22 protein-coding genes are annotated in these 20,056 nt (G+C 62.7%); 9 read left to right on the forward strand and 13 right to left on the reverse strand.

Annotated elements, in window-relative coordinates; translation table 11 throughout:
* Positions 1 to 31: 31 nt before the first annotated feature.
* Positions 32 to 916, forward strand: a complete 885-nt coding sequence (locus tag GJ700_RS29485) for a substrate-binding periplasmic protein (protein ID WP_154380781.1) — start codon at positions 32 to 34, stop codon at positions 914 to 916.
* Positions 917 to 920: 4 nt separating this feature from the next.
* Here GJ700_RS29485 and GJ700_RS29490 read toward each other — a convergent pair whose 3' ends face one another.
* Positions 921 to 1,607 carry a Crp/Fnr family transcriptional regulator gene (locus tag GJ700_RS29490; protein WP_154380783.1) on the reverse strand — a complete coding sequence of 229 codons (687 nt, stop codon included), beginning with the start codon at positions 1,605 to 1,607 and terminating at the stop codon, positions 921 to 923.
* Between the two features lie 89 nt (positions 1,608 to 1,696).
* On the opposite strand from GJ700_RS29490, the gene GJ700_RS29495 reads away from it, so the two are divergent.
* Positions 1,697 to 2,206, forward strand: a complete 510-nt coding sequence (locus tag GJ700_RS29495; RefSeq protein WP_154380785.1) for an Mpo1 family 2-hydroxy fatty acid dioxygenase — start codon at positions 1,697 to 1,699, stop codon at positions 2,204 to 2,206.
* Positions 2,207 to 2,209: 3 nt separating this feature from the next.
* On the opposite strand, the gene GJ700_RS29500 is transcribed toward GJ700_RS29495, so the two are convergent.
* Both GJ700_RS29500 and GJ700_RS29505 read right to left on the reverse strand, forming a co-directional pair.
* Complete coding sequence (locus GJ700_RS29500; protein ID WP_154380787.1) at positions 2,210 to 2,932, reverse strand: DUF6090 family protein; 723 nt, start codon at positions 2,930 to 2,932, stop codon at positions 2,210 to 2,212.
* A gap of 103 nt (positions 2,933 to 3,035) precedes the next feature.
* Positions 3,036 to 4,889 (reverse strand): phosphoenolpyruvate carboxykinase (GTP), encoded by a 1,854-nt coding sequence (locus GJ700_RS29505; RefSeq protein WP_154380789.1) that lies wholly within the window; start codon positions 4,887 to 4,889, stop codon positions 3,036 to 3,038.
* 357 nt (positions 4,890 to 5,246) lie between these two features.
* Between GJ700_RS29505 and GJ700_RS29510 the strand changes: the two genes are divergently transcribed.
* The gene (locus GJ700_RS29510) at positions 5,247 to 6,245 is read left to right on the forward strand and encodes a D-2-hydroxyacid dehydrogenase family protein (RefSeq protein ID WP_154380791.1); all 999 of its coding nucleotides are present in this window, start codon (positions 5,247 to 5,249) and stop codon (positions 6,243 to 6,245) included.
* An 8-nt stretch (positions 6,246 to 6,253) separates the two neighbouring features.
* Here GJ700_RS29510 and GJ700_RS29515 read toward each other — a convergent pair whose 3' ends face one another.
* Both GJ700_RS29515 and GJ700_RS29520 read right to left on the reverse strand, forming a co-directional pair.
* Positions 6,254 to 7,339, reverse strand: a complete 1,086-nt coding sequence (locus GJ700_RS29515; RefSeq protein ID WP_154380793.1) for a WD40/YVTN/BNR-like repeat-containing protein — start codon at positions 7,337 to 7,339, stop codon at positions 6,254 to 6,256.
* Position 7,340: 1 nt separating this feature from the next.
* A complete protein-coding gene (locus tag GJ700_RS29520) occupies positions 7,341 to 7,610 on the reverse strand; it encodes a ubiquitin family protein (protein ID WP_154380795.1) in 270 nt (89 codons plus the stop codon).
* A gap of 84 nt (positions 7,611 to 7,694) precedes the next feature.
* On the opposite strand from GJ700_RS29520, the gene GJ700_RS29525 reads away from it, so the two are divergent.
* The gene (locus GJ700_RS29525; RefSeq protein WP_154380797.1) at positions 7,695 to 8,021 is read left to right on the forward strand and encodes a hypothetical protein; all 327 of its coding nucleotides are present in this window, start codon (positions 7,695 to 7,697) and stop codon (positions 8,019 to 8,021) included.
* Here the strand turns inward: GJ700_RS29525 and GJ700_RS29530 are convergent, their stop codons facing one another.
* The 7 genes from GJ700_RS29530 to GJ700_RS29560 are packed head-to-tail and all read right to left on the reverse strand — an operon-like array spanning position 8,022 to position 12,413.
* The gene (locus GJ700_RS29530; RefSeq protein ID WP_154380799.1) at positions 8,022 to 8,306 is read right to left on the reverse strand and encodes a 2Fe-2S iron-sulfur cluster-binding protein; all 285 of its coding nucleotides are present in this window, start codon (positions 8,304 to 8,306) and stop codon (positions 8,022 to 8,024) included. It abuts the gene before it with no gap.
* Between the two features lie 11 nt (positions 8,307 to 8,317).
* Complete coding sequence (locus tag GJ700_RS29535) at positions 8,318 to 8,629, reverse strand: hypothetical protein (protein WP_154380801.1); 312 nt, start codon at positions 8,627 to 8,629, stop codon at positions 8,318 to 8,320.
* Between the two features lie 3 nt (positions 8,630 to 8,632).
* Entirely contained in the window at positions 8,633 to 9,376 is a 744-nt protein-coding gene (locus tag GJ700_RS29540) for a tetratricopeptide repeat protein (RefSeq protein ID WP_154380803.1), read from the reverse strand.
* Positions 9,377 to 9,404: 28 nt separating this feature from the next.
* Entirely contained in the window at positions 9,405 to 10,304 is a 900-nt protein-coding gene (locus GJ700_RS29545; RefSeq protein WP_154380805.1) for a hydrolase 1, exosortase A system-associated, read from the reverse strand.
* Positions 10,294 to 11,130, reverse strand: a complete 837-nt coding sequence (locus GJ700_RS29550; protein ID WP_154380807.1) for a hydrolase 2, exosortase A system-associated — start codon at positions 11,128 to 11,130, stop codon at positions 10,294 to 10,296. The genes GJ700_RS29545 and GJ700_RS29550 overlap by 11 nt, the downstream gene beginning before the upstream one ends.
* Complete coding sequence (locus GJ700_RS29555; RefSeq protein ID WP_154380809.1) at positions 11,127 to 11,378, reverse strand: acyl carrier protein; 252 nt, start codon at positions 11,376 to 11,378, stop codon at positions 11,127 to 11,129. Before GJ700_RS29555 ends, GJ700_RS29550 begins: the two co-directional genes overlap by 4 nt.
* A gap of 3 nt (positions 11,379 to 11,381) precedes the next feature.
* Positions 11,382 to 12,413: a GNAT family N-acetyltransferase gene (locus tag GJ700_RS29560; RefSeq protein ID WP_154380811.1), complete on the reverse strand. Its 1,032-nt coding sequence runs from the start codon at positions 12,411 to 12,413 to the stop codon at positions 11,382 to 11,384.
* 110 nt (positions 12,414 to 12,523) lie between these two features.
* On the opposite strand from GJ700_RS29560, the gene GJ700_RS29565 reads away from it, so the two are divergent.
* The 5 genes from GJ700_RS29565 to GJ700_RS29585 all read left to right on the forward strand — a co-directional run bounded on the left by GJ700_RS29565 (position 12,524) and on the right by GJ700_RS29585 (position 19,900).
* Positions 12,524 to 14,101, forward strand: a complete 1,578-nt coding sequence (locus tag GJ700_RS29565) for an acyl-CoA ligase (AMP-forming), exosortase A system-associated (protein WP_154380813.1) — start codon at positions 12,524 to 12,526, stop codon at positions 14,099 to 14,101.
* A gap of 35 nt (positions 14,102 to 14,136) precedes the next feature.
* On the forward strand, positions 14,137 to 15,387 hold the full coding sequence (locus GJ700_RS29570; protein ID WP_154380815.1) for a pyridoxal-dependent decarboxylase, exosortase A system-associated: 1,251 nt from the start codon (positions 14,137 to 14,139) through the stop codon (positions 15,385 to 15,387).
* Positions 15,388 to 15,550: 163 nt separating this feature from the next.
* On the forward strand, positions 15,551 to 18,319 hold the full coding sequence (gene prsT / locus GJ700_RS29575; RefSeq protein ID WP_154380817.1) for an XrtA/PEP-CTERM system TPR-repeat protein PrsT: 2,769 nt from the start codon (positions 15,551 to 15,553) through the stop codon (positions 18,317 to 18,319).
* A 107-nt stretch (positions 18,320 to 18,426) separates the two neighbouring features.
* On the forward strand, positions 18,427 to 19,188 hold the full coding sequence (locus tag GJ700_RS29580) for an N-acyl amino acid synthase FeeM domain-containing protein (protein WP_229507319.1): 762 nt from the start codon (positions 18,427 to 18,429) through the stop codon (positions 19,186 to 19,188).
* Positions 19,189 to 19,243: 55 nt separating this feature from the next.
* Positions 19,244 to 19,900, forward strand: coding sequence for an N-acyl amino acid synthase FeeM domain-containing protein (locus tag GJ700_RS29585; RefSeq protein ID WP_371868195.1), 657 nt, complete (start codon positions 19,244 to 19,246; stop codon positions 19,898 to 19,900).
* Positions 19,901 to 19,965: 65 nt separating this feature from the next.
* On the opposite strand, the gene GJ700_RS29590 is transcribed toward GJ700_RS29585, so the two are convergent.
* Positions 19,966 to 20,056, reverse strand: a 91-nt coding sequence (locus GJ700_RS29590; protein WP_154380819.1) for an IS3 family transposase, incomplete at its 5' end; no start/stop codon positions are given.

Below are 20,056 nucleotides of genomic sequence, written 5' to 3' on the forward strand. Positions count from 1 at the left end.
TATTGGTTACCCACCTTCGTCGGAGCAGCGCATGTTGCAGACCAGGTTACGCTTATGTGCCGGCCTGATTGCCGGCGTCCTGGCCGCCCTCCTGGCCATGCCGTGCGCGCTGGCCGAGGTGCTGTTTTATCCGCGCCCGGAAAGCCTGGACGACGAACGGGGCGACTATCCGTTCCAGCTGCTGCAACTGGCGCTGATCAAGGCCGGCAGCGCGGAACAAGTGGTCATGTCGCCGCACTACATGCAGCAAAACCGGTCGATCATCGAAGTGGCGAACGCCACGGGCAAGGTTCACGTGACGGCCACCATGACGTCGATGGAACGCGAACAGCTATTGCTGCCGATACGCATCCCGATCAGCAAAGGCTTGATCGGCTGGCGCCTGTTGCTGGTACGGCATGCCGACCATGGCCATTACCGCAACGTGCGTTCCATTGCCGACCTGGGACCGTACAAGGTGGCGCAAGGCCATGACTGGCCGGACTTGACGATCTTGCGCGCCAATGGCGTGGATCCGGCCCCGGTCTCCAGCTACAGCAGCCTGTTCGGCATGCTGAAGGCTGGCCGCATCGATTACCTGCCGCGTTCGGTACAGGAAATCTGGGCCGAAGCGGCGCGCCACCCGGAACTGGCGATCGAGCCGCACCTGGTGCTGCGCTACCCCGCCGCCGACTATTTCTTTGTCAACCGCGCCAATACCCGGCTGGCGGACCAGATCCGGCAAGGGCTGGAAGCGGCCATCGCGGATGGCTCGATGGACCAGCTGTTTTACCGCCACTATGGCGCGCTGCTGCGCGAAGCGGCGCTCGACAAGCGCCGCGTGATTGACTTGACCAATCCCCTGCTGCCGCCGGAGACGCCGCTGGCGCGCAAGGAATTATGGTTCCGGCTGGACGACTTGAAACGGGCGCCGTGAAGGGCTACGCCAGCTGGCGCAGCTTGCCGATGTCGAGGATTTCAATCCCGCCGCGCACCAGCGCAATGGCTTGCTGCGCTTCGAATTGCTTGAGGATTTGATTGACGGTCTGGCGCGACAGCGACAGCATCATGGCCAGTTGTTCCTGCGGCACGTGCAGCATGCGGCGGTTGCGGTCTTTCCAGTCGCCATAACCCTCGGCCATGGTGACGAGGCGCCGCGCCAGGCGCGCGCTGGCGGGCAGCAGCGCGGTTTCCTCCATCATGGTGAAGGTCAGCCTGAGCTTGTGCGTCAGCAGCAGGCCGAAGACGCGCCAGTGGGCGGGTTCCATGGCCAGCAAGTCCAGCAGCGCTTGCTGCGGCAAATGCAATAACGTGACCTCGCCTTCGGCCCACGCATCGTGCGTGCGGGCCAAGCCATCGAACAGGGCAATCTCGCCGAACCAGTGGGGCGGCTCGACCAGCGCCAGCACGGCTTCCTTGCCGGTCTCGGACAGGCCGCCAATGCGCATGGCGCCATCGAGCACGCAGTACACGCCATCGGGTGCATCGCCCCGCGCAAACAGACGCTGGCCGCCATGCAGGCGGCGCAACTGCGCCAGCGCCAGCAACTGGTCCTGCAGCGCCGGCGCCAGTCCCTGGAACCAGCTGCCCATGCGCAGCAGCGCGGCGTAGTCGGTCACGGTATTCATGGTGCCATTCTACGGCTTGTGTCGGCTACCCGACAGCGCCGCCACGCCGGGCCGTACATCATGCGTTTTCCCCCTTTTCGGAGACACCCATGAAAACCATCACCGAACAATTATCGAAGTACGCGGAATACCACCGCGACACGCGCAACATCGCGACCCACTTCATCGGCATTCCCATGATCGTGGCCGCCGTCGCGATTTTATTGTCGCGGCCCGCGTTCAGCGCCGGCGGCATTACCTTGTCCGCCGCCACCGTGCTGACGGCGGCGGCGCTGGCGTATTACTTCATGCTGGATATCGGCTTCGGCCTCATCATGGCGGCGCTGATGGGCGCCGCCTTGTGGCTGGGCCAGTGGAGCGCCGCGCAGGACACCGCCACGTGGCTGGCGCTGGGCGTGGGCGGTTTTGTCGTGGGCTGGATTTTCCAGTTTGTCGGCCACTACTATGAAGGCCGCAAACCCGCGTTCGTCGACGACCTCAGCGGGCTGATCATCGGCCCGCTGTTCGTGGTGGCCGAATTGCTGTTCCTGCTGGGACTGCGCAAGGATCTGGAAGCCGATATCGTGCGCCGCGCGGGGGCGATGCGCAGCGCACGGTAATCGCTATGCGCCGGGATAGGCGGCGTCGATCTGCTTGATGATTTGCTGGCTGTGTGTGACGTATTGCTGGTAACGGTCGTAAATTTGCGCGTGGGCGACCAGCGCACGCAGCATGCGTTTGGCCTTCGGCGTCGTCAGCGCCGCGTAGCGTTGCGCCGGCGTTTCGCCTTGTTCCAATGCGATGTCGAGGTAGGCCATCAGCTTCTTCTGACTGCTTTCCCAACCGCTTTCGGAACGGCGGATCGCCGGGTAGTCCGACTGGTGCAGATCCAGGATGTCGTTCAGCAAGCCATCATCTTCGATATGGGTCAGCCTGCCACTACTCTTGAATCCTTCAAAACGGCTGCGTTCAGGGACGAAAAAGGTGTTGGTGTTCAGCGCCTCAAACGCCTTGTCGAATTTCTCGCCATCCGGCTGGCCTTTTGGATCGAGCTCCGCCAGGTATTTGTACGTGGCGTCGGATTCGCGGTAATCGCGGACCACGCCGCCCAGCTGTTCCACATCGCGCTTCAAGTCGGATTTCAATCCCAGCAGGAAAGTCCGCACCTGCTGCTGCTCGTGCCGGTGCTCGCTCATGCTGTGGAACCAGATACTGATGCTGACGGCAAAGACGATGATGACGATTTCCAGCGCGATTTCACGCAACTTGTGGCCTATGCCATGTTCCCTGGCCACCGCCATCTGGATCACATTCTTGCCGTGCTTCGCGACTTCCAGTTCCGCCATTGCATTATCCATTTAACAAAAAATCGAAATGATAACGCATTGCAATATCTACAACGAAAATGCGCCCCGCAGGGCGCATTCTTGATGCATAAATGCTACAAACTTAGTTGGCCAGGCGCTGCTCGATGGCGGCCTTGGTGGCCACCAGCTCTTGCGGCAGGTGGTAAGCCAGCTTGTCGAACAGTTCCGCGTGCAGTTTCAGTTCTTCCAGCCATGCGGCCTTGTCGATCGACGTGATCTGGTTGAACTGTTCTTGCGTGAAGTCCAGGCCGTCCCAGTTCAGGTCGCCGAATTCCGGCGTCGTGCCGAACACGTTTTCCACGCCACCCGCTTTGCCTTCGATGCGGTCCAGCATCCACTTCAGCACGCGCATGTTGTCGCCGAAGCCTGGCCAGACGAACTTGCCGTCGGCATCGGTGCGGAACCAGTTGACGCAGTAGATCTTCGGTGCGGCTGCGCCGATTTTCTCGCCCAGATTCAGCCAGTGCTGGAAGTAGTCGCTCATGTTGTAGCCCATGAACGGCAGCATCGCGAATGGATCGCGGCGTACCACGCCTTGTTGGCCGGCAGCGGCGGCAGTGGTTTCCGAGCCCATGGTGGCAGCCATGTAGACGCCTTCCACCCAGTTGCGCGCTTCGGTGACCAGCGGCACGGTGGTGGAACGGCGGCCGCCGAAGATGAAGGCCGAGATCGGCACGCCGGCCGGATCGTCCCAGGCCGGATCGATGACCGGGTTTTGCGTTGCCGCCACGGTGAAGCGGGCATTCGGGTGCGCAGCCTTGGTGCCGGACGCCGGGGTCCAGTCCTTGCCTTGCCAGTCGATCAGGTGCGCAGGCGCTTCCTTGGTCAAACCTTCCCACCAGACGTCGCCGTCATCGGTCAGCGCCACGTTGGTGAAGATGGTGTCTTCGCCCAGGCACGCCATGCAGTTCGAGTTGGTCTTGGTGTTGGTGCCCGGCGCCACGCCGAAGTAGCCGGCTTCCGGATTGATCGCGTACAGGCGGCCATCGGCGCCCGGCTTGATCCACGCAATGTCGTCGCCAATGGTGGTGACTTTCCAGCCATTGAACGATGCCGGCGGAATCAGCATGGCGAAGTTGGTCTTGCCGCAAGCGGACGGGAACGCTGCCGCCACATAGTGTTTTTTGCCTTCCGGCGATTCCACGCCCAGGATCAGCATGTGTTCGGCCAGCCAGCCCTTGCCGCCTTGCTGAGCTTCCTGGAAGCCCATGTTCGAGGCGATACGCAGCGCGAAGCATTTCTTGCCCAGCAGCGCATTGCCGCCGTAGCCGGAACCGTACGACCAGATTTCACGGGTTTCCGGGAAATGCACGATGTATTTGGTGCTGTTGCATGGCCATGGCACATCCTGTTGACCGGCAGCCAGCGGCGCGCCCACGGTGTGCACGCATGGCACGTATTCGCCATTGGCGCCCAGCACGTCGAACACGGCTTTGCCCATGCGCGTCATGATGCGCATGTTGACGGCCACGTACGGCGAATCGGACAGTTCCACGCCGATGTGGGCGATAGGCGAACCCAGCGGGCCCATCGAGAACGGCACCACGTACAGGGTGCGGCCGGCCATGCAGCCGTCGAACAGGCCGTTCAGCGTCGTGCGCATTTCAGCCGGGGCCATCCAGTTGTTGGTCGGGCCGGCGGCTTCCTTGGTTTGCGAGCAGATGAACGTGCGGTCTTCCACGCGGGCCACGTCGGTCGGATCGGAGCACGCCAGGTACGAATTCGGACGCTTTTCCGGATTCAGCTTTTTCATGGTGCCGGCGGCAACCATTTCGCCGCACAGGCGGTCGTATTCTTCTTTCGAGCCATCGCACCAGTAGATGCGGGCCGGACGGGTCAACGCCGCGACTTCGGCGACCCAGTTAATGAGACCTTGATGCTTGACGTAAGCTGGGACGTTCAGTGCTGCAACGCCCCCCATGATGGGCTGATTCATAGTACCTCCAATGCCAATAAAGAAATTCTTTGTCTTGTCCCGGCACGGCAGGATCGTCGTCAGCTTGTGGCTATGCGCTCAGGAAGGCATGTTTGATCATGCTTCGGCGGTACGGCGGTCTTGTCGGTGCGCCCGGAAAAAATCACAGGCGCCCAGTCCATATTATGCATCCGGACTGATGGAACGTATTGCGCAGACCCGCTGTTGGGCCTGAAATCTGCGCCGATTGTACACCCGTCTACGGACGATTCCGACAGAAATGTAGGAGAATTGGTTGACTGATGTAGTAGGCTATTTGGATGATTTTTGAATCCTGTTATTACACTACGAAATGATCTTTCTTCTCTGACAACACATATGAAAATTGCCATCCTAGACGATTATCAAGAAGCAACTCGTAGCCTGGAATGCATGAAATTGCTGGAAGGTCATGATGTCAAAGTCTTCAACAATTCCCCCAAAGGCGTGGGCCAATTGGCCGTCCGGCTGGCGCCGTTCGATGCGCTGGTGCTGATCCGCGAGCGCACGTCGTTCAACCGCGCGCTGCTGGCCAAGCTCCCCAACCTGAAACTGATTTCGCAGACGGGCAAGGTCAGCGGGCATGTCGACGTGGCGGCCGCCACGGAACTGGGGATCGCGATTGCCGAAGGCGTGGGGTCGCCCACGGCGCCGGCCGAGCTGACGTGGACCTTGATCATGGCGGCGCAGCGCAAGATCGTGCCGTACGCCAGCAACCTGAAAAAAGGCCAGTGGCAGACCGCGTCCGCCCTGCCCGAATACAACACGGTGGGCACGGTCTTGAAAGGCCGCACCCTGGCGATCTGGGGCTACGGCAAGATCGGCCAGCTGATTGCCGGCTATGCGAAAGCCTTCGGCATGCAGGTGCTGGTGTGGGGCAGCCCGGCCAGCAGGGAAGCCGCCGTGGCCGATGGCTGCCGGGCCGCTGACACGCGCGAACAGTTTTTTGAACAGGCGGACGTGCTGACGTTGCACTTGCGGCTGGCTGACGCGACCCGTGGCATCGTCACGGCCGACGATTTGCAGCGCATGAAGCCCACTGCCCTGTTCGTCAATACGAGCCGCGCGGAACTGGTGGCCGAAGGCGCGCTGGAACAGGCGCTGCGCGCGGGGCGTCCCGGCGCGGCGGCGCTGGATGTGTTTGAACAGGAACCCCTGTCGCCGGACTCCATCCTGCTGAAAGTGCCGAACGTGCTGGCTACGCCACACCTGGGCTACGTCGAGAAGGACAGCTACGAGCTGTATTTCAATGCCGCGTTCAAGAACGTGGTGGCGTTTGCCGAAGGTAATCCGGCGAATATCCTGAACCCGGATTACGCCGCGCGCCGGCGGGATTGATCAGCGCATCAGCCAAAGCGCACCGCGTACACCGGCGGCATGTTTTGCGAAATCGTGCGCCAGTAGTCGCCGCCATTGGTGGACAGCCACACGCTGCCCGTGGTCGACGCCATCAGCAAAGTCTTGCCATCGTCGGCCACCACCAGCCCATGGCGGTAGACCAGGTCGTAGCAATGCTCTTGCGGCAAGCCGTTGCGTTGCACGGTAAAGGTCTGGCCGCCATCCGCGGTGCGGGTGGTGGCCATGGCGGCATCGACGGGGATGCGCTGCTGGTCCGCCACGCCGGGCGCAAACCACGCGGTGTCGCCATCACGCGGATGCACCGCCACGCCGAAGCCGAAACTCGACAGCGGCGCGGTGACTTCGGTCCACAGCGCGCCATTGTCGACCGAGCGCCAGATGCCGCTGTGATGCTGGCACCACAGCTTGTCCGGCTCGCCCGGGCAGCGCACGATGCGGTGCGGGTCTTGCACCACGCCCTGGTCCATCATGTCGGGCGGCATGTAGCGCGCCTGCATGCCCTGCGCCCGCAACGCCCACGTGGCGCCGCCATCCGTGGTCAGCCATGCACCGGCGCAGGATATGCCGATCAGCACGCTGCGGCTGTCGCGCGGGTCCACGCAAATGCTGTGGATGCCTGGCGTGTCATAGCCGCCGCCAAACCAGTCGGGACGCCCCGGCATGTTCCATAGCGAGTCGACCAGTTGCCACGTATCGCCCCGGTCCGCCGAGCGGAACAGGCCGCCGGGCAACGTGCCGGCCCACAGCACGCCGGGTTCATCCGCGCCGCCAGCTTCCAGCGACCAGATCTGCTTGAGTTTCCACTCCGTCTTGTCGGTGCTGTCCGCCGGCTTTTCCGGATAGACCGGGACGCTGATTTCCGTCCAGTCCGCACTGCCGGGATCGCGCCGGTGCAATTTCGCGCCGAAGTGGCCCAGGTTCAGCGCGGCATACAGGGTGCCGTCGCGCGCATCGGGCAAGACCATGCTGACCGGCTCGCCGAGGAAATGGCGGACATCGATTTCCCATTCGCCATTTTTCTGCGCCAGTTCGAACAAGCCTTTGCGGGTCGCGATATACGCGCGGTCTGTCATGTCAACCTCCGGATAATGCTTGCAAGATATAGACGCGGGAATCGGGCCGCAGCGGATCGTCCAGCAACACGCGGTCGCGGCTGCGCTGGCCATCGACAAAGATCACGACGTTGTCACGCAAATGCCCCTGGTCGTCCAGCACATAGGCCCGCAGGCGGGCATTGTCGGCAAACGCGCCATCGAGCGCGCTGCGCAAGTCGGCTGCCTGTGTCGACAATTCCGGCACCGGCAAAAACCGGGCAAGTTGTTGGGTGAAGATTATTTGCGCCAAAGTAAGTCCCCTTGCGGGAAATTCTAGCGCGGTTTGACATGGCTTAGCGCTAAAATGAAATCACGGCAACTCTGAAAGCCACACATGGCAATCACCCCGGAAGACTTGCAAGCGTTAATGCAGGAAGTGGAGCAGGAAGACCCGATCGACTTTGCCGACCTGCCGTTTGACGAACACGACTTGCGCAGCCTGGTGGCCAATCACTTGTGTGAAATGGCCGATGCGATGGAATCGTTCAGCGAAGAAGACCGGCGCCTGACGTTACTGGCGGTGGCGGCCAAGCTGGTGCTGGAAAACATGGTGTTGCACATCCAACTGCTGCGCCGCCACGGCTTGCCCATGAGTGACACCGCGAACGCGCTGCTGAGCCGGCTACGCCAGGGCAAGGATCCTGACAGCGGCGAATCCTGATCAGCCGGGAATCCGGCGCGCGGCGGGCACGTTCAACACGACATCCGTTTCCGCCACGGCCACGCACGGCAAGATCAAGCCTTCGTGCTTTTCTTCGCGGCTGACACCGGGCCATTCGATCAGGTAGCGGATGGCGCCGCTTTCCAGCTTGCACAGGCACGTGCGGCACGTGCCGTTGCGGCATGAACTGGGCAGCCGGATACCGCCCTGCTCGGCCGCCCGCAACAGCGTGGTGGTCCCGTCCGTGTCAAACGTCCAGTCCTGCGACGCCAGGGTGGCCCGCATCGGCGCCAGCCTTACTGCACCTTGCACGCGGTGCGTGCCTGCGCCATGCGCGCTTCGCGTTGCTCGTCGACAGCGGCCGACTGGCCCGCGCTGAGCAACTGGTCGACTTCTTCTTTCGGCAAGTTGTCGTAATACGTCTTCGCCACGCACTCGCAGTATTTCGGCACCAGTTTCAGGTTTTTCGGCGCCCCGGGACCGGTATTGCCAGCCCGTACGCAACGGCTGCGTTCCACTTGCCGCAAGCCGTCGAGACGGGGATCGGATGCCGCTTGCGCACCGCAGACAAACAGCGCCAGCACGGCGCTTACCCAATATCGTTGCATGGCTTACTCCTTGACTTGCGGCGCCGGCCCCGGCGGCAGCGACGGTAGCGGCTCAACCGGTTCCGTATCCGGCTCCGCCCCTTCAGGCACTGGCGCCGGCGGCATGACTTCGTCCGGCATGGGGCGCCACTTGCCCGCGTTTTGCAGCATGGTGCGCAAGCCCGGCAGGGGGAAGCCGGCGTTATAGGCGCGCTGCGCATATTTGTTGGCCAGCTCGAAATTACTGAGCTTGAAATACGCGAGACCGAGGTTGTACTGGATCACGGCATTCCTGCCATCGAGTTCGACGGCGCGCAAATACATTTCGACCGCCTTGTCGTTCAAGCCCAGCCCGTACAGGAAGGTGGCATACGACGCATACACGGCGGCATCATCCGGCGCAAAACGCTGGGCGCGGTCGTAATAGCATTCGACCGGGTATTTCATGCCAGGCAGGCGGGCGCGCTTTTCCTTCAGCGCCAGCCGGGTCAGCGCATTCAATGCGGGCGCATGGTTGGGGAACGCCGCCAGCGTGGCTTCCAGGGCGCCGGCGCCAGCCAGCCCGGCGGCGCCGCTTTCCACGTCGGACGGGAATGACGACCGTTCGACTTGCGCCAGCTTCGCCGCGAATTCCGTCCTGCCTTTACGGTAGTCGGACAGGGCAGCGGGATCATCAAATACACCACAGATTTTGGGCGCGGCAGCCAGCGCCGGAGCGGCTGCGGTGGCCAGCAGGCACACAGCCGCCAGCGCAGGTAGACATTTCATGGGATCTCCGAATGTTTCCTGCAGTAATTTACCACGTGCGCAGCCACTGTCCAGTCCATTCGGCGACCTGGTCACGCCACGCACGGCTGGAAAACGTATGGTCGGCGCCGGGCAGGTCGTGGCGCGTGATACGGGGGGCGCGCATCAGCTTGCGCCAGGCGGCGCTGCTGCCGGCCAGTTCCAGGAATTCCATGGCCGTCAGGTCGCCGGGGCTGATGACCAGCAAGACCCGTCCCGGGAAGCGCTGCAAGCCGGCATACAGGCGCGGCCCCAGTGGCGGCGCTGCAACGGCATGTCCGGTTGGCATGGTGTCCACAGCCGGCGGCGCACCGGCCGGCACAGGGGATGCGGGCCGCACCACCTTGCCGATGTGTGCGGCCAGCGATGCGGCGGAACCCCGCACATCGAAGCGGCCGCTGAACACTTTACGCCACAGCGCAGGGTCCGTCAGGCGGCGCAGGTAATAGTGCTTCAACATGGTTTTCGCCAGGCCCGCTTCATCGCGCGCCCACGGGTTCAGCAACACCATGCCGCTGATGCGCGGGTCCATGCTTCCGTGCAGCACAGCCGCCGCCGCGCCATCGCACAAGCCCCACAGCACGATATCGCGCACGCCCGGCACCGCCTGCATGAAGCAATCCGTGGCCGCACGCACGTCGTCGCCCATATCTTCAAAGCTGCGCTGCGCGCCTTCGCCATCGCCCATGCCGCGCGCATCGAAACGCATGACGGCCGTGCCTTGCGCGGCCAGGCTGCGCGCCAGCAACGTGAATTGCCGGTGGCTGCCGGCCCGGTATTGCGGGCCGCCGACCAGCACCAGCACGCCGCGCGGCCCCGGATTGTCCGGCAACGTGATAATCGCAGGCAGCAGCTCCGCGCCGCAGGCAAACGCCAGCGCCTGCTCCTGATAAACACCGTCACGCTGCATGGCCGGCTCCAAAGATGGCGGTGGTGGCGTCCAGCAGCGCCGGGCTGATGGCGATTTCCGGCGTGCTCCAGAATGGCGCTCCCGCCACGACCTGGACCTGCACGTCTGCCCCCTGCGCCTGCCATGCCTGCAACACACTGGCGCCGGCGGGTGGCAGCGTACGGCCGGCATCGGGCGCCAGTTCGAACCAGTGCGTGGGACAGGGTGGCGCCAGCGTCTTGCTGTCCAGTCCATCGAGCGCATCGGCCAGGGCCGGCGACAAGGTATAGCCGGCCACTTCCAGCGGCGTGCCCGCACGCAGCGCAGCGCGCAAGGCCGCCGTGGTGTTGCGGGCGGCCTGCTGCTGGTCCAGCATGTCGGCCGCCAATTGCAGGCGCAGGAATTGCGTCAGATACTGCGCTCCGCTGTGCACCGGTTGCCATAACAGCAGGCGCGCGCACCCGGTGCCGCGCGCGCAATCGAGCGCCAGCAAAGCACCGGTGCGCAAGCCCCACAGGCCCGGCACGTGGCCGCTGCGTTCGCGCAGCCACGACACCGCCAGCGCCACGTCCGCGCGCCACGCCTCCCAGTTCGCATCGGCAAAGTCGCCGCTGCTGTCACCGCAGCCAAGCAAGTCGATTTGCAGCACCGCCACGCCCTGCGCGGCCAGCGCGCGGGCCGCCAGCGCCGCCATGCGGCGGCTGCGGTTCATTTCTTCGGCAAACGGATGCAGGTACACCAGCGCCGCCGTGCAAGGCCCGGCAGGCGCGTGGTACAGGCAGAACCGGGCGCCCTGCCCTGCAACAGGCAGGAAAAACGGTGCGGGTGCGGGAGGGGAGGACGTCAAGCGGTCAGTTTGTACTGAACGAAGGCGGCCAGGGTGCCGACCGTGGCAAACGTGCTGGCATCGATTTCATCGTCATCGATGGTGAAACCGAATTGTTCTTCCAGGGTCGCGATCAATTGCACCACCGCCATCGAATCGAGTTCCGGGATACTGCCCATCAGCGCCGAGTCCGCCGTCAGCGCATCGGCTGCGCCAGGCGGCAGGCTCAGGGTGTCGGCCAGGATGGTCTTGATTTCTTGCAAATACATTACTTACTCCGAGGAAATTCGCGTAGATGTGCGCCGCATGGCGTGAAGTTGCCGCAACAGTGGCCAGCGATAATGGTTGATATGGTACATGGTGCGCACCTCGTCAGTCCATTGACGGTGCCAGGGCAACACCTTGCCATAAAACTCCACCACCTGCAGGCCGGGTCGGGAAAACACGTCCCGGAAACTTTCGTCGCGCATCAGCAAGGCAGGCGAGTAATGCGATTCCACGCTTTCGTCATAGGCGGTTTTCAGCACCACCAGCACGCCGTTGCCTTCGATGCACAAGTCCATCGCCACCAGCCGGTCGCCAAACCAGTAGCGCACGGCGCTGCCCGCGCCGCGGCGGCAAAACGCGGCCAGCATGTCCGAGTAAAACCGGCCCTGCGCATTGCCGGCATGGACTGCCGTGCCTTCCGCGCCTTTCCAGCCATTGCTTTCCAGCCGCCCATAATCCGCCACGGCGGCGGCCATCTGTTCCGGCGCCGTGCAGATTTCCAGCCGCGTGGCGATGCCTTCGCGCTGCAGGCGGCTGCGCTGTTTTTTCAGGTTGTTGCGCAAATTCTTGCCCCGCGCCGCCCAATAGTCGTCGTAAGGCGCGCCCAGCGTGATGCGGGCCGTCTCCATGTAATCGAGCGTCTGCACCCGCCCCGCGTCAGGAGGACGGACCGCCAGTGCGGGGTCGCATTGCATGACGGCAAAGATCAGATTACTTCCGGGCAACGCGCGCAACAGTCCGTCGCGCAAACCGGCCGCGTCCTGATCCGGCAATTGCAGCCACAGGGCCAGTGGCTGTTGCGCGGGCTGGAACGTGGCCCACACACCTTGGCGTTGTTGCACCACCACGGTCATGGCCACCGTGCAGCCTTGCTGTTCGCACGTGGCCAGCAGCGCGCGGCCGCCGTCAAAGTGTTGCAGCAAGGGAATAATGAAATCCGCTTCCAGCAATGGCGACGCGGGCCCCGCAGCATTGAGTGCATTCCAGCGGCCGGCATGGGTGGCGAATTCGGTTGCCGGGGTCAGGGTCCAGGTCATGAAGGCAGGGGGCGGCAGCAGATAGAACAGCGGAAAGAGTTGCCACTTTATCACAACCGACCTGCCTCAGCGATGGACAGCCCCACAGCCTGCGCGTACCATGCGGCCCCATGAGCGAGCTGATACACGAATTCATTTTTGACAGCGCCCGCCGCACGCCAGGCGCCGAAGCGCTGGTGTATGGCGCGCGCCGCCTCGATTATGCGGCGCTGGCCGGCGCCGTGCGCAGCGCGGCCGATGCGCTGGCCGCCGTCGGGCTGGAACGGGGCGAGCGGGTCGCCGTCTGCATGGAAAAAAACGTGGAAAACGTGGCCGCCATGTTTGGCGCGGCGGCCGCCGGCGGCGTCTTTGTTCCCGTCAATCCCCTGCTGAAACCGGAACAGGTGGCGTATATCCTGGCCGACTGCAACGTGCGCGTGCTGGTCACCAGCGCCGACCGTTTGCGCCTCTTGGCGCCGGCGCTGGCGCAGTGCCCGGACCTGGCGACCGTCATTGCCGTCAATCCGTCCGGCGCCGCCCTGCCGGAGGTGCCCGGCGTTGGCGTACTCGGCTGGGACAGCGCGCTGGCCGCGCCGCCCGGCACGCCGCCCCGCCACGGCATCGACACGGACATGGCTGCCATCTTGTACACGTCGGGCAGCACGGGCAAACCCAAAGGCGTGGTGCTGTCGCACCGCAACCTGGTGGCCGGCGCCGCCAGCGTCTCGACTTACCTGAACAATACGCCGCAAGACCGCCTCCTGGCCGTGTTGCCGCTCAGTTTCGACTATGGCCTGAGCCAGCTGACCACGGCCTTCCGCGTGGGCGCCACGGCGGTATTGCTGAACCACTTGCTGCCGCGTGACGTGCTGAAAGCCGTGGTGGCCGAGCGCATCACGGGCCTGGCCGCCGTGCCGCCCCTGTGGCTGCAACTGGCGCCGCTGGCGTGGCCAGCCGACTGCACGCTGCGCTACTGGACCAACTCCGGCGGCGCCATGCAGCGCCCGACGCTGGACGCGCTGCGGCAGGCGCTGCCCAATGCGCAGCCTTACCTGATGTATGGCTTGACGGAAGCGTTCCGCTCGACGTACCTGCCGCCGTCCGAACTGGAACGGCGTCCCGATTCCATGGGCAAGGCCATCCCGAATGCGGAAGTGCTGGTGCTGCGCCCCGATGGCAGCGAATGCGACGCGGACGAGCCGGGTGAACTGGTGCACCGCGGCGCGCTGGTGTCGCTGGGCTACTGGAACGATCCGGCCAAGACGGCCGAGCGCTTCAAGCCCTTCGTGCAGCCCGGCGGCGCCGGACTGACGGTGCCGGAATGGGCCGTGTGGTCCGGCGACACGGTACGCCGCGATGCGGAAGGCTTCCTGTACTTTATTTCCCGCACCGATGAAATGATCAAGACGTCGGGCTACCGCGTCAGCCCGACGGAAGTGGAAGAAGTCGTGTATGCGCGCGGCGGCGTGCTGGAAGCGGCCGCCATCGGCGCGCCCCATCCCGCGCTGGGACAAGCCATCGTCATCATTGCGCAAGGCGCCCCGGGCACGACGGCGGAAACGCTGCTGGCCGCTGTCAAGCCGCACTTGCCCGCCTACATGCTGCCGCAGCGTATCGTCGTGGCGGACGCGCCGCTGCCGCGCAATCCCAACGGCAAGATCGACCGCAAGTCATTGAGCCTGCACTACGCAGACTGTTTCCAGGCCTGACCATGGCTGCCTCCTGATATCCGTCCATATTCGCTATGACCACGCCAGCCCGTCCCCAGCACGCTCCGCTCGAGCAATTCCCCGTCGCCGACGATAGCCTGGTGGTGGGTGGCATACCGTTGCCCCGCCTGGCCGCGCAAGTGGGACAAACGCCGTTCTATGCCTACGACCGGGGTGCGCTGACGCGCCGCGTCGAAGCGCTACGGCAAGCGCTGCCGCCGGAAATCGCGTTGCACTACGCGATGAAGGCCAACCCGATGCCGGCCGTGGTGCAGCACATGGCGGGACTGGTGGACGGACTCGACGTGGCGTCCGGCGGCGAATTGCGCGTGGCGCTCGATACCGGCATCGACCCGCAGCACATCAGCTTTGCCGGTCCCGGCAAGAGCGATGCGGACCTGGCCAGTGCGATCGCCGCCGGCATCGTGCTGAACGTGGAGTCAAGCGGGGAACTGGAGCGCATCGCCGGCATCGGCCAGCAACTGAACGTGCGCCCGCAAGTGGCGCTGCGCATCAACCCGGACTTCGAACTGAAATCGTCCGGCATGAAAATGGGTGGCGGTCCCAAGCAATTCGGCATCGATGCGGAAATCGCGCCCGACGTGCTGGCGCGCCTGGCGCAACTGGCCGTGGATTTCCACGGGTTCCACATCTTCAGCGGTTCGCAAAACCTGAAACCGGCGGCGCTGCGCGAAGCCCATGAAAAAACCTTTGCGCTGGCGCTGCGCCTGGCGGCCCACGCGCCGTCGCCGCTGCGCACGCTGAACATCGGCGGCGGCTTCGGCATTCCGTATTTCCCCGGCGAAGAGCGGCTGGATTTGCAGGCTGTCGGCGATGGCTTGCGCGCGCTGTTGCCCGAGGTGCTGCGCGCCCTGCCCGGCGTACAAATCGTCATTGAACTGGGACGCTACCTGGTGGGCGAAGCAGGCGTCTATGTCACGCGCATTATCGAGCGCAAACAATCGCGCGGCCGCACCTACCTGGTGACGGACGGCGGCCTGCACCACCACTTGTCGGCGTCCGGCAATTTCGGCCAGGTGATCCGCAAGAATTACCCTGTGGTCATCGGCAACCGCGTGGCGCAAGGTCCCCGTGAAACCGCCTCCGTGGTCGGGCCGCTGTGCACGCCGCTGGACTTGTTGGCGGACCAGATGGAACTGGCGCAAGCCGGTCCCGGCGACCTGGTGGCCGTGCTGCAATCGGGCGCGTATGGTTTGAGCGCCAGCCCCGGCGCCTTCCTCAGCCACCCGGCCGCCGTGGAAGTGCTGGTCGGCCGCCGCAGCTGACCGGCAGGCATGCCTGGCGCATATCGCCAACGGCATATCTTTGGCATGCCTGACTTGCATTGTTATTTCTATTGCTACACCGCGTGTAACATGCCAACATAACGGATGGCAAGTTGGCACGCTCACGTCAGCAGTGCGCAGCCCTTCATCTCAAAGGAATCCTATGTCCCAACGCGTAAACAAGCTGGCGCTCGCCACCATGGTCGCAGCACTGTCCACCGGTCTGGTTGCATGCAAAAAACAAGAATCGAGTGAGACGCTGGTGGCACAAGCCAAGCAATATCAGCAAAAAGGCGACATGAATGCCGCCATGATCCAGCTGAAAAATGCCTTGCAGGCCAATCCGGACGATGGCGAAGCGCGCTTCATGCTGGCATCGGCCTACGTCGACAATGGCGATGGCGCCGCGGCGGAAAAAGAAATCCGCCGCGCGATCAGCCTGAAGTACCCATCGGATAAAACCATGCCGATCCTGGCCAAGGCGCTGCTGGCGCAAGGCCAGTTCCAGAAAGTACTGGATGAGACGGCGGAAGAAGGCAAGAAAAATGGCGCGGATTTGGCGCTGTACCGCGCTGAAGCGCTGGTTGCGCTGAAAAAGCGCGACGAAGCGGGAGCCGTGCTGGACCAGGTATTGCAAACGCAGCCGAAGAACGCGCTGGCGCTGTCGGCGAAAGGCCGCTTGCTGCAAATGAATGGCGATCCGGAAGGCGCGATGCGCCTGGCGGATGAGGCGCTGGCGGCGGAACCGCAAAGTGTCGAAGCGCTGATGTTCAAGGCGGACTTGCTGCGCGTGCAGCACAAGACGGACGAAGCGATCGCCCAGTACGACAAGGTGCTGGCGGTAAAGCCGAATCACCGTTCCGTCAATATTGAAAAGGCGTACCTGGAACTGTCCGCCGGCCAATATGACAAGGCCCAGGCCGATCTGGACAAGGCCAAGAAAATCACGCCGGGCAGCATGCTCGTCACGTACACGCAAGCGCTGCTGGACTTTTCGCAAAACAAGAATGCGGCTGCCGATGAAAGCATCCAGAAAGTGCTGCGCGCCGCACCCGAGCATATGCCGACCATCTTGCTGGCCGGCGCCGTGGCGTTGCGCCAGGGCTCGGTGCAACAGGCCGAGCGGCATCTCCGCAAATACGTGGAGAAATATCCCGACAATGTCTATGCCCGCAAAATGCTGGCCATGGCGCTGTTAAAAACCGGCCAGAGCCCGGATGCACTGAGCGTGCTGACCCCGGCGCTGAAAGGCGGCACCGACGATTTGCAAGTATTTGCGCTGGCTGGCGAAACGTATATGCAGGTGCGCGACTTCACGAAAGCATCCGAATTCTTTGAAAAAGCCAGCAGCAAAGCGCCGGACTCCGCCGCGCTGCACATCCAGCTGGGCATCAGCAAGCTGCAAAAAGGCGAAGAAGCCAAAGGCCTGGCGGAACTCGAAGCGGCGGTCAAGCTCGACAAGACGCCGCAGGCGGGGATGGTGCTGGCACGTGCACAGCTGGGACTCAAGAACTATGACAAGGCGCTGGCGACTGTTTCCGCCCTGGAAAAGGAGTTCGCTGACAATGCTGCGGTGCACGAGCTGAAAGGCCTTGTATTGACGGGCAAGAAAGACTTGGCCGGAGCGCGCGCCAGTTTCGAAAAGGCTGCCAGCCTGAAGCCGGACTATTATCCCGCCACGGGCAACCTGGCCATGCTGGCCATCACCGAGAAAAAGCCGGCTGAAGCCAAAGCGGTATTGCAGCGTTTCCTCGACAAGAACAAGAAGAGTGCCGAGGCCATGACGGCGCTGGCGGCGCTGGCCGGCATGGAGAAAAACGTTCCGGAGGCGACGCGCTGGCTGGAGCAGGCCCAGGCGGAAAATCCGGAAGCCGTGGGTCCGGCAACCCGCCTGATTACGCAATACCTGTCGACCAATCAACAGCAAAAAGCCCTGACCCTGGCGCGCAAGATGCAGGTGGCCAATCCGGACAATCCCGAGCTGCTGGACATGCTGGCCAAATCGCAAATGGCCAACAAGGACCTGGACGGCGCGCTGGAAACCTACAGCAAGCTGGCAGGAGCGCAGCCAAAGAATGCGCTCGTGCAAATGGCAATCGCCAACGTGCACATGATGCTGAAGAACCCCACCGCGGCGGAAGAAGACGTCAAGAAAGCGCTGCAATTGCAGCCGGATTTTCCGGCCGCCCAAATTGCCTATGCGGAGCTGCTGTTCAACAAAAAGCAAGTCGACCAGGCCTTGGCCCAGGCTCGTGCCCTGCAAAAGAAACATCCGGAGTCGGCTGCCGGCTTTATCGTGGAAGGCGACATCCTGATGAAAACGGACAAGCCGGCCCAGGCGCTGCCGTTATATGAAAAATCGCTGTCGCTGTCGAAAACGGCCGACCTGTTGATCAGGGTCTTGACGGCGCAACGCGCCGCAGGAAAAGGCGCGGAAGCAGACAAGCGCCTGGCCCAGGCGATTCAGCAGTATCCGAAGGACCTGCGCCTGCAATTGTTCCGTGCCGAAATGAGCCTGCGCGACAAGCAATACAAACAGGCAGCCGAGCAACTGGAAGCCATGTCCAAGGAAACGCCGAACAACGCGGCGATCCTGAATAACCTTGCGTTTGCTTACCAGCAAAGCAAGGATAGCCGCGCCCTGCCAACAGCAGAAGCGGCTTACAAACTGGCCAGCTCGGAACCGGCCATCATCGATACGCTGGGCTGGATCCTGGTTGAGCAGGGCGACGCCAAGCGCGCCGTGCCATTGCTGCAGCAAGCCGTTGCCAAGGCGCCGCAAGCAGCAACGCTGCAGTACCACCTGGCGACAGCGCTGTTCAAGTCGGGCGACAAGGCCGGTGCGCGCAAGGCAGCGGAACAGGCACTGGCATCCGGCAAAGGGTTTGCCCAGGCTGATGAAGCGCAAGCCTTATTGAAACAATTACAGTAATGGTGGCGCACGGCTGACACTTGGTTTGCCGGTGTGGGGCGGGAGCGGTACGATATACTTCAGCCCGCTCTTCGACCACACCACCGCCGCCCCCCAGGAGAGTTCCCATGGACCAGAAATCCGAGGTGCCGGATAACGGCTTGATGATCAAGCCGCCGGCGCCCCGTTCCCACGTTGTGTGCATGGAGCCCGTTGCCTTGGGCAACGAAGTCATCATGCAGCAAGACCATTTTGCCATTCGTCTTGCCGATACCGAAGTCGGACGCAATTCAGCAAGCATGCTGATCAACAAGATGTATGGGTGGCGCGGCTATGGCGACAAGCACAAAGTCGAAGAAAATCCCAACCGCATTACCTTGTCCGCTACGGACAAGGGAAACGTAATCGGCACTGTCACCATTGGCATCGATTCCGATGCCGGCATCCTTGCCGATGAAATTTTCCACGATGAAATTCAAAAAGTGCGGTTGCGTGGCGGCAAGGTATGTGAAATCACCAAGCTGGCCTTCGACCCTACGCTGCGCTCAAAAATGGCGCTGGCGTCGCTGTTCCATGTGCTGTTTATCTATGCGCACTACCGTCACCATTGCACGGATGTGTTCATCGAAGTGAATCCGCGCCACCGCCGCTATTACGAAGCGATGCTGGGCTTCCAGGCCGTCTGCGACGTGCGCACCAATCCCCGCGTCGATGCGCCGGCCTACCTGTTATGGGTTAGCATGGCGCACGTCAATGCGGAAATTGCCCGCCTGGGCGGCACCAGTGACCATCCGGGCAATGAACGTTCGCTGTATCCGTATTTCCTGTCGCGCCGGGAAGAGTCCGGTCTGGCAAACCGTTTGCTGAAGTTGGATCAACCCACTGGCTGACGCTTACAGTCTCAGCCGTGCGCCCGCCTCCGGCGGGCTCTGTTATATTTTTCCGGTGACTATTCCAGACCTTGCTCAAGGCATCCGCCTTGCAGATACCGATGAAGCGCGTTTTTCCGCCAGCCAGTTGCTGGGGAAGATGTATGCGTGGCGCGGCTACACTGGCACGCACCGCGTCGAAGAGCATCCACATCGCGTAACACTGTTTGCCACTGAACGTGGCGAAACGGTGGGTACGGTCACGCTGGGATTCGACTCAGCGGAAGGCTTGCAGGCCGATGCGGATTTCAAGGATGTGATCGACGCTTACCGCATGCAGGGCGGGCGCGTGTGTGAAATCACCAAACTGGCAATTGCACCGAAAGCCAACTCACGGAAGACATTGGCCTCGCTGTGCCATGTGATGTTTATCTACGGCCATACCAAGCATCGCTGCACGGATGTGTTCATTGAAGTCAATCCCCGCCACAGGCGCTATTACGAAACCATGCTGGGATTCCGGTGCCTGGGTGAACAGCGCATCAACAAGCGGGTCAATGCGCCGGGCTACCTGCTGTGGACCAGCATGGACCACGTGGCCCAGCAAATTGCAGAACTGGGCGGTACGGGCATGCGGGCCGGCGGTGAGCGCTCGCTGTATCCCCATTTTCTGTCGCCCAGCGAGGCCGATGAATTGGCTGAACGCCTGCTCAACCTCAAGCAAACGCCATAATCCTTCCGGAAAAAACAAAACCCGCCAGCTTGAACTGACCCCCAGAATTTGGACGGTTTAGTTTGCTAGGTAGCCAAGGGCTGAGTCCTGTATTGCACAGGACTCAGCCCTTTTAGTTTAAGCTTGATACGCTCGTGATTATAGTAGTGGATGTAC

The sequence above is a fragment of the Pseudoduganella rivuli genome (assembly GCF_009674485.1).
In the GTDB taxonomy this organism is placed as follows: Bacteria; Pseudomonadota; Gammaproteobacteria; order Burkholderiales; family Burkholderiaceae_D; genus Rugamonas; species Rugamonas rivuli_B.